Below are 12,566 nucleotides of genomic sequence, written 5' to 3'. Positions count from 1 at the left end.
CGCCGGACGCACCGGCGCCCCACCGGCAGGCAGTCGATCCAGGCGGACGGGAGGCGCGCGTGCGTGCACGGACGGGAGACGCCGCGGACCAGGGGGTTCCCGGCGACGCCGGACTCCCCGCTCCCGTGCTGCGGCGGGAGATGCTGCTGGTACTCGCCCTCTCCCTCGGCGCCAGCGCCCTCTCGGCGCTCATCAGCTTCGCCGGTTCGCTGACCGCCCCGGGCGGACTCGCCGACCAGGCCGCGCGGATGAACACCTCGGCCGCTCCCGACCGCCCGTGGCTCGACCTGGCCTGGCAGCTCTTCGGTATCGCCACCGCACTCGTCCCCGTCGCGCTCGTTGCGCACCTGCTGTACCGCGAGGGCGCCGGCGGCCTGCGCGCGGTCGGGTGCGACCTGCGTCGCCCCCGCTCCGACCTGGCCCGCGGCGCGCTGGTCGCCGCCGGCATCGGAGGAACCGGCCTGCTCCTCTACCTCGGTGCCAGGGCGGCCGGCGCGAACCTCACCGTGGTGCCGGAGAACCTTCCGGACGTGTGGTGGAAGATCCCGGTGCTGATCGCCTCCGCGGTGCAGAACGCCGCGGTGGAGGAGATCATCGTCATCGGCTACCTGCTGCGCCGCCTGGACCAGCTCGGCTGGTCCCCCTGGGGAGCGCTGGCGGCCAGCTCCCTGCTGCGCGGCACGTACCACCTCTACCAGGGGATCGGCGGCTTCGTGGGCAACATGGCGATGGGCGTGATCTTCGTGCTCCTCTACCGCCGCTGGGGGCGCGTCGGCCCGCTGCTCGCCGCCCACGCCCTGATCGACATCGTCGCCTTCGTCGGTTACGCGCTGCTGGCCGGCAAGGTGGGCTGGCTCCCCACCGGCTGACCCGCCGCCCGGTGCCTCCGGTCGGTGACCCCCTCCCGGCGGACGCGCACCGCCACCGGGGGCGCGGCGGCGGCCCGGGCGCTCAGAGCCCCGTCAGCAGCCGGCCGTCCAGCACCGTCACCGCCGACCCCGACAGCTCCGTCCGCGCGCCGCGCAGCGCGGTCCGCACCACTCCGGTCCGCGCGGACGCCTGGAAACCGGTCAGTTCGTCCCTCCCCAGCCGCGCCGCCCACAGCGGCGCGAGCGCCGTGTGGGCGCTCCCGGTGACCGGGTCCTCCGGAACCCCCACCGCGGGCCCGAAGAACCGGGAGACGAAGTCGTAACCGGCGGCCGTGTCGTGAGCGGCGGCGGTGACGATGACGCCGCGCCCCCGGAGCCGGGCCAGCGCGGCCATGTCCGGTGCGAGGGCGCGCACCGTCTCCTCGTCGTGCACCTCGACCAGCAGGTCGCCGACGTCCGGCCCCGTGTCGTGCACCGTCAGGATCTCGCAGCCCAGCGCCGCGGAGAGCCCGGGCGGCTCGGCCACCGGCGTCAGCGGAGCCGTCGGGAAGTCCAGCGTCACCGTCCCGTCGGGGGAGGAAGCGGCGGTCAGCACTCCGCTACGGGTCCGGAACCGCAGCCGGGAGCCTGCCCGTCCGGCGGAGTGCAGCACGTGCGCCGTGGCCAGCGTCGCGTGCCCGCACAGGTTCACCTCCACGGCGGGCGTGAACCAGCGCAGCGCCCAGTCCGCGTCCGCGTCGTGGGTGAGCGGGTGCGCGAACGCCGTCTCGGAGAGGCTCATCTCGCCCGCGACCCGCTGGAGCCGTTCGTCCTCGGGGAAGCGCGCCTCCTCGAGCAGGACGACCGCGGCGGGATTGCCGGCGAACGGACGGTCGGTGAAGGCGTCGACGACACGGATTCTCATGCCGGGAAGCGTAGGCCGCGGCGGTCGCGCTCCTCCACGGCCGGTCGCCGGGACGTCGCCCCGGGCGCTCCGTGGTCTGCGAGGGCCGGCCGCCTCCGGGTCTCGCACGGTGAGACAGGTGCTATCCAGGGTGACACTCCTGACCTCGCTTGGCATCATGGGGCGCATGCCGCACGCCGCACCACCGTCGCACCCCGTCCGGGCCCGGAGCACGGGGCTCGCCATCGCGCTCCTGTCCGCCTTCGCCTTCGGCGGATCCGGTCCCGCGGCCAAGCCGCTCATCGAGGCCGGCCTCGACCCCCTGCACGTCACCTGGCTGCGGGTCGCGGGAGCCGCCCTGGTCACTCTGCCCCTCGCCTGGCGTCATCGCGGGCTGCTCAGGTCGCATCCCGCGCTGCTGGCGGGCTTCGGCCTCTTCGCCGTGGCCGGCGTGCAGGCCTGTTACTTCGCCGCCATCTCCCGCATCCCCGTGGGCGTGGCCCTGCTCATCGAGTACCTGGCCCCCGCGCTGGTCCTCGGCTGGGTGCGGTTCGTGCAGCGCCGCCCGGTGACCCGGGCGGCGGCCGTCGGCGTGGTGCTGGCCGTCGGCGGGCTGAGCTGCGTGGTCGAGGTGTGGTCGGGGCTCGCCTTCGACGTCCTCGGCCTGCTGCTGGCGCTGGGCGCGGCCTGCTGCCAGGTCGGCTACTTCGTGCTCTCCGACCACGGCGCCGACGAGGCCGACGGCAGGCGGCCCGACCCGGTGGGCGTGATCGCGTACGGCCTGCTGGTCGGCGCACTCGTGCTCACACTCGTCGCCCGGCCGTGGTCCATGGAATGGGGCGTCCTGTTCCGCGACGCCGAGATGGACGGCACGCCGGTCCCCGGCCTGCTGCTCCTGGGGTGGATCGTGCTGGTCGCCACCGTCGCCGCCTACCTGACCGGCGTGGTCTCCGTGCGCCGCCTGTCCCCGCAGGTCGCCGGGGTGGTCGCCTGCCTGGAGGCGGTCATCGCGACCGCGCTGGCCTGGGTGCTGCTCGGCGAACACCTCTCCGCGCCCCAGGTCCTCGGCGGTCTGCTGGTGCTCACCGGCGCCCTCATCGCGCAGCGCTCGGCCCCCCGGCCGCCCGCACCCGAGCCGGTCGCCGGGAGCGCCGTCGCGGACCACGCCGGAACGGGCTTGTCCGCGCGGACCCCGTCCTCGTAGGGTGGTCGCCGTGTACCTGACCGTGCTGTCGCCGCCCGCCGCGTAGAGCGGGCCGGCCGAGGACCGCGCCACCGGGGGAGCGAGGCTCCGCCCGCGGCGTCCCCCTCCGGCGCCCGCAGACGGGAACGTCACCAGTCCCCTCTCTGCGCGGAGTACACCACGTGTCGCACGCATCCCTTTCCCCTGCCGCCGTCCTGCCCGTCGGCCGCGCCCTGACCTATCTCGTCGTGGCCGGTGTCGCCTGGGGCACCGCCGGCGCGGCCGCCTCGCTCCTCTACCGGGCGAGCGACCTCGGCCCCCTCGCGCTCTCCTTCTGGCGCTACGCCGGAGGGCTCCTGCTCCTGCTGGCCTTCCAGGGCCTGCGCGGACTGACCACACGCTCGCGGACGGAGCCGGCCCGGGCGCTCCGGCCGGCCGAGCGGCCCCGGCGCCGTGCCCTGCGCATCGCCGCCACCGGCGTCGGCCTCGCCGTCTTCCAGACCGCCTACTTCGCCGCGGTCGAGGTCACCGGCCTTGCCGTCGGCACCGTCGTCACGCTCGGCGCGGGACCCGTCCTCATCGCGCTCGGCGCACGGCTGACCATGGGCGAACGCCTCGGTGGTTCCGGGATCGCGGCGGTGACCGGTGCACTGGCCGGACTCCTGGTCCTGTGTCTCGGCGCCGGAGGCGGCACGGTCCGCCCCGCCGGAGTCGCCCTCGCCCTCCTCTCCGCCACCGGCTACGCGGCGGTGACCCTGCTGACGCGGCGGTTCGGCCGGACGTCCGGCACCGGCGAGTCCGCCACCACACGGTGGGCGTTCGCCGTCGGGGCGGTCTGCACCCTCCCCCTGGCGCTGGCCGAAGGGCTTCTCCCGCAGACCGGGGACCCGGTCCGGGTGCTGCTCCTCCTCGCCTACGTCGCGGCCGTGCCCACGGCGCTCGCCTACGCCCTGTACTTCGCGGGCGCCGCCGTGGTCCGCGCGGCGACCGTCTCGGTCATCATGCTGATCGAGCCGGTGAGCGCCGCGGTCATCGCGGTGGTGCTCCTGGACGAACGGCTGACCGCGGCCACGGTGACCGGCACCGTGCTGCTTCTCCTCGCTGTGACCGGCCTGGCGTGCGCCGAGGCGCGGCACGCCGCGTCGGTCCGCCGGACACCCGCGCGGCCCGGGCCCGAACTCAGCGTCCCGGCCCCCGCGGAGCGGTGAGGTAGGCGGGCGCGGCGACGGTGCCGGCCAGGTCGTCGGCCGGCACCGGCTCGCCCGTGGTGCTGCGCACGGGCAGCACGCCGGCCCAGTGCGGGAGCGACAGGTCCTCCGGCTCGTCCACGGGCGGGCCGGACCGTACCTTCGCCGAGACCTCCACCAGGTCCAGCGCCAGGACGGCGGTGGCCGCCAGCTCCCGCGCGTCCGCCGGGCGGCAGTCGGCCGCCCGGCCGGGCAGCACGTGGTCCACCAGCGCGTCCAGCGCCGCCGTCCGCTCCTGCGGGTCCGTCACCTGCCGGGCCTCGCCGTGGACGACCACGGAGCGGTAGTTGGCGGAGTGGTGGAAGGCCGAGCGGGCGAGCACCAGCCCGTCGACGTGCGTGACGGTCAGGCAGACGGGAAGCCCCGGTGCCTCGGTGCCGTCCCCGGCCGCCCGCAGCGGCCGGGAGCCGGTGGAACCGTGCACGTACAGCCGCTCGCCGGCCCGGGCGTACAGCGTCGGCAGCACCACGGGCGCCCCGTCGCGCACGAAACCCAGGTGGCAGACGTAGCCCTCGTCGAGGATCGCGTGCACCAGGTCGCGGTCGTAGGAGGCCCGGTCGCGGTTGCGGGTCGGCGTGGTGCGCCCGACGGCCTCGTAGGCCGGTCGCTGAGACGCGGTGGCGGACATGGGGATCTCCTTGCGTTCTCTTTGAACTAGTGCATAATCATCTTTGTGCTAGGAGATTACCGGATCGAGGGAGCGGGTGCAGCCGAGATCGCCGCCAGCGTGGAGCGCGGCGTCGGCGCCGGCGCCCTCGCCCCCGGCGACGCGCTGCCTCCGCAGCGGGAGCTCGCCGCGCGGCTCGGCGTCAACCCCAACACCGTGGCTGCCGCCTATCGTTCGCTGCGGGACCGCGGAGTGATCGAGACCGCCGGGCGCCGGGGGAGCCGCATCCGGCACCGCCCGGCCAGCACACCCCGCGAGTCGCTCCGCGTCGACGTCCCCCACGGTGCGCGCGACCTGTCCACCGGTAATCCGGACCCCGCGCTGCTGCCTCCGCTGGGCGACGCCCTCGCCGCGGCGGCCGAGCGCGCCCGCACGCGTCCGACGCTCTACGGCGCCCCCGCCGTCACCGCTGAACTCGGCCGCGCCGCACGGCGGATGCTCGCCGACGACGGCGTTCCCGACGGGCCCGTCGCCGTGACCTCAGGCGCACTCGACGCGATCGAACGCGTCCTGGCGGCGCACCTGCGGCCCGGTGACATCGTCGCCGTGGAGGACCCCGGCTGGGGGAGTCTGCTGGACCTGGTCCCGGCCCTCGGCCTGCGTCCGCTGCCCGTCGCCGTGGACGACGACGGGCCGCTGCCCGACGCCGTCGCCGGCGCCCTCCGGCGGCACGCCCGCGCCCTGATCGTGACCGCCCGCGCCCAGAACCCCACCGGCGCCGCCGTCTCGGCCGCGCGCGGAGCCGCCCTCCGCGCGCTGCTGGCGGAACACCCGGCCACGCTGGTCGTCGAGGACGACCACGGGCACGGCATCGTCGACCTGCCGCTGCACGCGGTCTGTGGCTCCACCACCCACTGGGCGCTGGTCCGCTCCACCGCGAAGGCGTACGGCCCCGACCTGCGCCTGGCCGTCCTCACCGGCGACGCGCTCACCGTCGACCGGGTGCGGGGCCGCCAGCGGCTCGGCCCGGGCTGGGTCAGCCACCTGCTCCAGGACGCCGTCGCCCGGCTCTGGGAGCACGAGGCCGTGCGCCCGCACCGCGTCGCCGCCTCCTACGGGCACCGGCGGGACGCACTGGTACGCGCCCTCGCGGACCGCGGCGTGCCCGCGCACGGCCGCAGCGGCATGAACGCCTGGGTGCCCGTGCCCGACGAGACCGGAGCGGTGGCGCGCCTCCTCCAGGCCGGCTGGGCGGTGGCCCCCGGTGCGCGCTTCCGCCTCGCCTCGGAACCCGGAGTCCGGATCACCCTCTCGCCGCTGGCTCCGGAGGAGGTCGAGGGAGTGGCGGACGCCGTCGCCGACGCGCTGCGCCCCTCCCTGTCACGCCGGTACGACTGACGGGTCCGGCCGGCGGAGGAGGCGCCCGGTCAGCTCCGCCGCACGGAACCGCCGCTCACCGACACCTTCACCGCCGGCAGCGGCTGCGTCGCCGGACCCTGCTGCACGCTGCCGTCGGCGACGGCGAAACGACTGCCGTGGCACGCGCAGTTGATGGAGCCGTCCGCGACCGACGACACCACGCAGCCCTGGTGCGTGCACACCGCGGAGAAGGCCTTGTACTCGCCGGCCGAGGGCTGCGTGACGACCACCTTCTCCTCCTTGAGGATCGTCCCGCCGCCCTCCGGCACCTCGGACGCGCTCACCAACTCCGCGCCGCCCCCGCCGGGCTCCGAAGTGCCCTCTCCGGTCGGCTGGTCGCCGGCCCCGGGCGACTCCTCGCCGCCCGTGTCCCCGCCGCCGGAACTCCCGCACGCGGCGAGAGCCAGCGCGGCCGAGGTGGTCCCCGCGGCGGCCAGTACGGTACGGCGGGTGGGAAAGGCGGTGTTCATGTCACGCTCCTACGGTCTCGGGACAGCCGTCCACACCCTCCTACGTGCGCCCGGGCCGCCACGTTCAACGACACGGCGCCGCATAACCTGGTGCGATGCTGCCCGAAGTCACCGCCACCCGGTACGTCACGCCCCTGCGCGAGGGCGGCTCGCTGCCCGGCCTCCTGGAAGCCGACGACCTGGGCACCTACGTCGTGAAGTTCACCGGTGCCGGACAGGGACGCAGGACGCTGGTCGCCGAAGTCGTCTGCGGGCGTCTCGCCCGGCTCCTCGGGCTCCGCGTACCCGACCTGGCGGTCGTCCAGGTCGACCCGGTTCTCGGGCTCGCCGAGCCGGACGAGGAGGTGCAGGAGCTGCTGAAGGCGAGCGGCGGTCCCAACCTGGGCATGGACTACCTCCCCGGGGCCCTCGGATTCGACCCGCTCGCCTACGAGGTGACGGCCCGGGAGGCCGGGCGGATCGTCTGGTTCGACGCCCTGACCGGCAACGTCGACCGCTCCTGGCGCAACCCCAACCTGCTGGTCTGGCACGGCGACCTGTGGCTCATCGACCACGGAGCATCCCTGATCTGGCACCACGACTGGCCCAAGGCCGGCGCCGCCGCGGACCGCCGCTACGACGCGTCGGACCACGTCCTCGCGCCCTTCGCCCCCGACGTGGCCGCCGCCGCGGCCGACCTCGCCCCCCGGGTCACGCCCGCACTCCTCGACCGGTGCACCGCGGACATCCCCGACGACTGGCTGGCGGGTGAACCCGGCTTCGACCACCCCGACGACGTCCGCGCCGCCTACACCCGCGTCCTCGCGGCCCGCGCGCCGCAGGTGCACGAGCGTGTCGAACTGGGCGCGCCCACCCCCGACCGGCCCTCCCAGGCCCCGGGCTGGCTGACCGGGCGCCCCGGCACCGCGCCCGAGCCGGCCCGCGCCCGGCACGCCGGGAAGCCGGGGGAGACGCGATGACGCCTCGCATGGTCTTCGAATACGCCCTGCTCCGCGTCGTCCCCCGCGTCGAACGCGGCGAACTCATCAACGCCGGCGTGGTGCTCTACTGCCGTGCGCGCTCCTACGCCGCCGCGCTGACCCACCTGGACGAGGACCGGCTGCGGGCCCTGGACCCGGACGCCGACGTGGCGGGGGTGCACGCCGCGCTGCGCGCGGTCGAGGGGGTGTGCCGGGGCGGCGGTGACGCGGGGCAGGCCGCGGGCGACGACGCCGGACGCCGCTTCCGCTGGACCGTCGCGCCGCGCAGTACCGTCGTCCAGCCCGGCCCGGTGCACACCGGCCTGACCGCGGACCCCGCGGCCGAAGCCCGGCGGCTGCTGGACCTCCTGGTGCGGTGACCGGCACGAACCGGGCTGCCGTTGACACGGAGTGCCACGACTTCTAGCGTCACGACCACCGAGCCTACTAAGCGGTTGCTCACCAGGCGGGCCCGTGACCCGCCGGCGACCCCACGAGGACGAGGAGAACGAGATGTCCACCAGCGAGCAGCGCGTCGCGATCGTCACCGGCGCAGCCCGAGGCATCGGCGCGGCCACCGCCGAGCGTCTGGCCCACGAGGGCAGGGCCGTCGCCGTGCTCGACCTCGACGAGGCGGCCTGCAAGGACACCGTCGAGAAGATCACCTCCGCGGGCGGGCGGGCGATCGCCGTCGGCTGCGACGTGGCCGACACCGAGCGGGCCGAGGCCGCCGTCGCCCGGGTCGCCGAGGAACTCGGCGCGCCCACCGTGCTGGTGAACAACGCCGGTGTGCTCCGCGACAACCTGTTGTTCAAGATGAGCGACGCGGACTGGGACACCGTGATGAACGTCCACCTGCGCGGCGCCTTCGTGATGACCAGGGCCTGCCAGAAGCACATGGTGGACGCCGGGTTCGGGCGCGTGGTCAACCTCTCCTCCAGCTCCGCCCTCGGCAACCGCGGCCAGGTCAACTACGCCGCCGCCAAGGCGGGTCTCCAGGGCTTCACCAAGACCCTCGCCAAGGAACTGGGCAAGTTCGGTGTGACCGCCAACGCCGTCGCGCCCGGCTTCATCGTCACCGACATGACCGCCGCCACCGCCGAACGCGTCGGCATGGACTTCGACGAGTTCCAGGCCGCAGCCGCCACCCAGATCCCGGTCCAGCGCGTCGGCCGCCCCGAGGACGTCGCCGGCGCCATCGCCTTCTTCGCCTCCGACGACGCGGGATTCGTCTCCGGCCAGGTCATGTACGTGGCCGGCGGCCCCCTCAACTGACAGGAGCCACGCCCATGACCGACACAGCACAGCCGGACCCGTCACAGCCCGGAACGCCCCGCCCGGACAGCGGACGGACGGCCCTGGTGACCGGCGGCAGCCGCGGCATCGGATACGCCGTCGCCGAAGCCCTCGTGGCACGCGGTGACAGGGTCTGCATCACCGGTCGCAACGAGGACGCCCTGAAGACTGCGGTGGCCTCGCTCGGCGCCGACCGGGCGATGTACGTCGCGGGGAAGGCGCACGACACCGGCCACCAGGCAGCCGCCGTCGACGCGGTCATGGCCGCCTACGGACGGCTCGACCACCTGGTCAACAACGCCGGGACCAACCCCGTCTTCGGGCCCATGGCCGATCTCGATCTCGCCGTCGCCCGCAAGGTCTTCGAGACCAACGTCATCTCGGCCCTCGGCTTCGCCCAGCGGACCTGGGCCGCCTGGCAGCGCGACCACGGCGGCTCCGTCGTCAATATCGCCTCCATCGCCGGGCTCTCCGCCTCGCCCTTCGTCGGCGCCTACGGCATGAGCAAGGCCGCGATGGTCAACCTGACGCAGCAGCTCGCCCACGAGTTCGCGCCCGCCGCCCGCGTCAACGCGCTCGCACCGGCCGTGGTGAAGACGAAGTTCGCCGCGGCGCTCTACGAGGGCCGTGAGGACGAGGCCGCGGCCCGCTACCCGATGGGGCGGCTCGGAGCCCCCGAGGACGTCGGCGGCGCCGCCGCGTTCCTCAGCTCGGACGCCGCGGCGTGGATCACCGGCCAGACCCTGGTCGTCGACGGCGGCCTCTTCCTCAACGCCGGGGTCTGATGACCCTGAGTTGAGCCGCGTCCACCGCTGGTCACCCATCTGATGCCGCTCCGCAGCGGAGCGGCATCAGATCTGTGACGCCTTCGAAAAGGGCGTCACAAAGGGATGATCTGTCCCTGCTCACGGCCGTGATGCTGGGGTAAGGTCTGATGCGCCTGCGGCCAGCGGGTCCGCGCGGGCATCCGCGTGCAGGACACACGGATGCGCAAGCGAAGCGCATGGAACCGGCCGGCGGGCGACATCCCTCATGCAACCGCATCAAGCAGTGGCCCCGCCGACTGAGGAGCGCGTACGTGTTCGACCGGAACGGACCTCTGAGAATCGCAGCCCTCGCGGTGAGCGCGGCGCTGCTCGCCGGGTGCAGCGTGCTGCCCGGTGGTGACAACGACGAGGACCAGTCCATCGTGGTCGGCACCACCAGCTCGCCCAGCGTCCTGGACCCGGCCGGCGCGTGGGACCAGTCCTGGGAGCTGTTCCGGAACGTCTACCAGACCTTGATGCACTTCCCCAACTCCTCCAGCTCGCCCGAGCCGGACGCCGCCAAGTCCTGCAAGTTCACCGACACGGCGAGCAAGGTGTACCGCTGCACCCTGCGCGAGGACCTCACCTTCTCCAACGGCAACCCGCTGGACGCGGAGGCGGTCAAGTTCTCCCTCGACCGTGTCTTCAGCATCGGCGCCGAAGGCGGCCCCTCGGGCCTCCTCGGCAGCCTGGACCGCATCGAGACCCCGGGGAAGCACGAGATCGTCTTCCACCTGAAGGAGTCGGACGCGACCTTCGAGTACGTCCTCGCCACTCCCGCGGCCTCGATCGTCGACCCCGAGGTGTACGACGACAAGGGGCTGCTCAAGGGCACCGAGATCGGCGGATCCGGCCCGTACGTGCTCGAGGAGTACAGGGAGAACAAGCGCGCCGTCCTGCTCGCGAACCCGAACTACAAGGGTGCCGCCGAGATCAAGAACGACAAGGTCACCATCCGCTACTTCCAGAGCTCCAAGGCGATGGTGAAGAAGTTCAAGAAGGGCGAACTCGACGTCACCTTCCGCGGGCTCACGCCGAGTCAGATCAGCGAGTTCCAGGACGCCGGAGCGAAGGGCAACGACAAGATCGAGCTGAGCGAGCTCCCGGGCAAGGAGATCCGCTACCTGGTCTTCAACCCCAAGTACGACTGGGCGGGCGACGAAGCCGTCCGCCGGGCCATCGCCCAGCTCATCGACCGCAAGGCCCTGGTGCGCAACGTCTACGACCGCACCGCCGAGCCGCTGTACTCCATGGTGCCGAGTGGCCTGACCGGCCACACCAACGCCTACTTCGACGAGTACGGCGAGCCCAGCCGTGCGGACGCGGAGGAGGTCCTGCGCGGAGCCGGCATCACCGAGAAGGTGCCGCTGACCCTCTGGTACACCACCGACCGCTACGGCTCGACGATGAAGAACGAGTTCGAGGAGATCGAGCGCCAGCTCGAGGGCTCCGGCCTCTTCGACATCACCGTCAAGGGCAAGCCGTGGAACGAGTACTCCCAGGACTACCTGCACGGCGAGTACCCGGTCTTCGGCCGTGGCTGGGCCCCCGACTTCCCCGACGCGGACAACTTCATCGCGCCGTTCGTCGGTGAGAACAACGCGCTGAACACGCCGTACGAGGCGCCCCGCATCACCCAGGACCTGCTGCCGTCCTCCCGCAAGCAGGACGACCGCGGCATCGCCAGCGAGGCCTTCACCGATGCGCAGAAGATCCTCGCCGAGGACGCCCGCCTGCTGCCGCTCTGGCAGGGCAAGGTCTACGTGGCGGCCGGCAAGGACATCGCCGGCGTCGAGTGGTGCATCGACCCCTCGACGATCATGCGCATGTGGGAGCTGAACCGGAAGGCGAGCTGGTAACGGCCTCCGCCCGTTTCCGCACGACGTGCGCCCCGGCTGGTCGGCAGCCGGGGCGCACGCCTGTGCGCGCGGGCCGACGGCGCCCGCACCGCGCCGCACGGCGCGGCGTTGTCGGTGGCGCCCGGTACCTTCGGTTCCAGCGCGTGGGAACACCAAGCGGAACGCGCCCGCATCTGACGGAGGTTGACGCGTGATCGGCATGCTGCCCGGATCCTGGCAGGGCGTCCTCGGCGAGGAGCTGGACGAGGACTACTTCACCGAACTCACCGAGTTCGTCGAGAAGGAACGAGCGGCGGGGCCGGTCTACCCGCCCCGCGACGAGGTCTTCGCCGCCCTCGATGCCACACCCTTCGACCAGGTCAAGGTCCTCGTGCTCGGTCAGGACCCCTACCACGGTGCCGGCCAGGGCCACGGCCTGTGCTTCTCCGTGCGTCCGGGCGTACGGACCCCGCCCTCGCTGCGCAACATCTACAAGGAGCTGCGCGACGACCTCGGCCACCCGGTGCCCGACAACGGCTGCCTCACCCCCTGGGCGCGGCAGGGCGTCCTGCTGCTCAACTCCGTGCTGACGGTGCGTGAGGCCGAGCCCAACTCGCACAAGAACCAGGGCTGGGAGAGGTTCACCGACGCAGTCATCCGCGCCGTGTCCGACCGTGAGCAGCCCGCCGTGTTCGTGCTCTGGGGCGCCTACGCCCGGAAGAAGCTCCGTCTCGTCGACACCACCCGGCACGCCGTCGTCGAGGGGGCCCACCCGTCCCCGCTCTCGGCGAAGAAGTTCCTCGGCTCCCGCCCGTTCAGCCAGATCGACGCGGCCCTGCGGGCTCAGGGCCACGACCCCGTCGACTGGCGCATCCCCGACCTGGCCGCCTGACCTCCACTCCGCCACCTCCCACGCGGGACCCGCCGGCCCGCACACCGCCGAGGAGCAGCCGTGACCGCAGCAGCGCCCCAGCCGTCGCAGGGCGAAC

The 12,566-nt window shown here is 73.7% G+C and carries 13 protein-coding genes; 10 read left to right on the top strand and 3 right to left on the bottom strand.

Annotation, left to right across the window (positions count from 1 at the left end; genetic code table 11):
- The first annotated feature begins 140 nt into the window (after positions 1 to 140).
- Positions 141 to 869 carry a CPBP family intramembrane glutamic endopeptidase gene (locus tag K304_RS0117165; RefSeq protein ID WP_199779630.1) on the top strand — a complete coding sequence of 243 codons (729 nt, stop codon included), beginning with the start codon at positions 141 to 143 and terminating at the stop codon, positions 867 to 869.
- A gap of 82 nt (positions 870 to 951) precedes the next feature.
- Here the strand turns inward: K304_RS0117165 and K304_RS0117160 are convergent, their stop codons facing one another.
- Complete coding sequence (locus K304_RS0117160; protein ID WP_027764772.1) at positions 952 to 1,773, bottom strand: PhzF family phenazine biosynthesis protein; 822 nt, start codon at positions 1,771 to 1,773, stop codon at positions 952 to 954.
- Between the two features lie 166 nt (positions 1,774 to 1,939).
- Between K304_RS0117160 and K304_RS0117155 the strand changes: the two genes are divergently transcribed.
- Together K304_RS0117155 and K304_RS0117150 are read left to right on the top strand one after the other, a co-directional pair.
- A complete protein-coding gene (locus tag K304_RS0117155) occupies positions 1,940 to 2,956 on the top strand; it encodes an EamA family transporter (RefSeq protein ID WP_027764771.1) in 1,017 nt (338 codons plus the stop codon).
- 161 nt (positions 2,957 to 3,117) lie between these two features.
- Entirely contained in the window at positions 3,118 to 4,143 is a 1,026-nt protein-coding gene (locus K304_RS0117150) for an EamA family transporter (RefSeq protein ID WP_037790787.1), read from the top strand.
- On the opposite strand, the gene K304_RS0117145 is transcribed toward K304_RS0117150, so the two are convergent.
- Complete coding sequence (locus tag K304_RS0117145; RefSeq protein WP_027764769.1) at positions 4,115 to 4,810, bottom strand: pyridoxamine 5'-phosphate oxidase family protein; 696 nt, start codon at positions 4,808 to 4,810, stop codon at positions 4,115 to 4,117. The two genes, K304_RS0117150 and K304_RS0117145, sit on opposite strands and share 29 nt — an antisense overlap.
- Before the next feature lie 45 nt (positions 4,811 to 4,855).
- Here K304_RS0117145 and K304_RS0117140 point away from each other — a divergent pair, with 45 nt between their 5' ends.
- Entirely contained in the window at positions 4,856 to 6,187 is a 1,332-nt protein-coding gene (locus tag K304_RS0117140) for an aminotransferase class I/II-fold pyridoxal phosphate-dependent enzyme (RefSeq protein WP_078529247.1), read from the top strand.
- 29 nt (positions 6,188 to 6,216) lie between these two features.
- Here K304_RS0117140 and K304_RS0117135 read toward each other — a convergent pair whose 3' ends face one another.
- Positions 6,217 to 6,678, bottom strand: coding sequence for a Rieske (2Fe-2S) protein (locus K304_RS0117135; RefSeq protein ID WP_027764767.1), 462 nt, complete (start codon positions 6,676 to 6,678; stop codon positions 6,217 to 6,219).
- 95 nt (positions 6,679 to 6,773) lie between these two features.
- Here K304_RS0117135 and K304_RS0117130 point away from each other — a divergent pair, with 95 nt between their 5' ends.
- From K304_RS0117130 to ung, 6 genes are all read left to right on the top strand, one after another.
- Positions 6,774 to 7,637, top strand: a complete 864-nt coding sequence (locus K304_RS0117130; protein WP_027764766.1) for a HipA family kinase — start codon at positions 6,774 to 6,776, stop codon at positions 7,635 to 7,637.
- On the top strand, positions 7,634 to 8,017 hold the full coding sequence (locus K304_RS0117125; RefSeq protein ID WP_027764765.1) for a DUF3037 domain-containing protein: 384 nt from the start codon (positions 7,634 to 7,636) through the stop codon (positions 8,015 to 8,017). The genes K304_RS0117130 and K304_RS0117125 overlap by 4 nt, the downstream gene beginning before the upstream one ends.
- Before the next feature lie 133 nt (positions 8,018 to 8,150).
- Positions 8,151 to 8,912, top strand: coding sequence for a 3-oxoacyl-ACP reductase FabG (fabG, locus tag K304_RS0117120; RefSeq protein ID WP_027764764.1), 762 nt, complete (start codon positions 8,151 to 8,153; stop codon positions 8,910 to 8,912).
- A gap of 14 nt (positions 8,913 to 8,926) precedes the next feature.
- On the top strand, positions 8,927 to 9,718 hold the full coding sequence (locus tag K304_RS0117115; protein ID WP_051308547.1) for an SDR family oxidoreductase: 792 nt from the start codon (positions 8,927 to 8,929) through the stop codon (positions 9,716 to 9,718).
- Positions 9,719 to 10,011: 293 nt separating this feature from the next.
- On the top strand, positions 10,012 to 11,598 hold the full coding sequence (locus tag K304_RS0117110; RefSeq protein ID WP_027764762.1) for an ABC transporter substrate-binding protein: 1,587 nt from the start codon (positions 10,012 to 10,014) through the stop codon (positions 11,596 to 11,598).
- A 199-nt stretch (positions 11,599 to 11,797) separates the two neighbouring features.
- On the top strand, positions 11,798 to 12,469 hold the full coding sequence (gene ung, locus K304_RS0117105) for a uracil-DNA glycosylase (protein ID WP_027764761.1): 672 nt from the start codon (positions 11,798 to 11,800) through the stop codon (positions 12,467 to 12,469).
- The last annotated feature ends 97 nt before the right edge of the window (positions 12,470 to 12,566 follow it).

The sequence above is a fragment of the Streptomyces sp. CNS606 genome (genome assembly GCF_000426325.1).
The sequence above is the reverse complement of the archived record's forward strand: the minus strand, read 5'-3'. Positions and strand labels throughout refer to the sequence as shown.

Excerpts from the sequence above, each read along its gene's own strand:
- fabG (WP_027764764.1), top strand. The coding sequence starts at position 8,151 with ATGTCCACCAGCGAGCAGCGCGTCGCGATCGTCACCGGCGCAGCCCGA.
- K304_RS0117130 (WP_027764766.1), top strand. The coding sequence starts at position 6,774 with ATGCTGCCCGAAGTCACCGCCACCCGGTACGTCACGCCCCTGCGCGAG.
- K304_RS0117125 (WP_027764765.1), top strand. The coding sequence starts at position 7,634 with ATGACGCCTCGCATGGTCTTCGAATACGCCCTGCTCCGCGTCGTCCCC.
- ung (WP_027764761.1), top strand. The coding sequence starts at position 11,798 with ATGCTGCCCGGATCCTGGCAGGGCGTCCTCGGCGAGGAGCTGGACGAG.
- K304_RS0117135 (WP_027764767.1), bottom strand. The coding sequence starts at position 6,678 with ATGAACACCGCCTTTCCCACCCGCCGTACCGTACTGGCCGCCGCGGGG.
- K304_RS0117165 (WP_199779630.1), top strand. The coding sequence starts at position 141 with ATGCTGCTGGTACTCGCCCTCTCCCTCGGCGCCAGCGCCCTCTCGGCG.
- K304_RS0117145 (WP_027764769.1), bottom strand. The coding sequence starts at position 4,810 with ATGTCCGCCACCGCGTCTCAGCGACCGGCCTACGAGGCCGTCGGGCGC.
- K304_RS0117115 (WP_051308547.1), top strand. The coding sequence starts at position 8,927 with ATGACCGACACAGCACAGCCGGACCCGTCACAGCCCGGAACGCCCCGC.
- K304_RS0117155 (WP_027764771.1), top strand. The coding sequence starts at position 1,940 with ATGCCGCACGCCGCACCACCGTCGCACCCCGTCCGGGCCCGGAGCACG.
- K304_RS0117160 (WP_027764772.1), bottom strand. The coding sequence starts at position 1,773 with ATGAGAATCCGTGTCGTCGACGCCTTCACCGACCGTCCGTTCGCCGGC.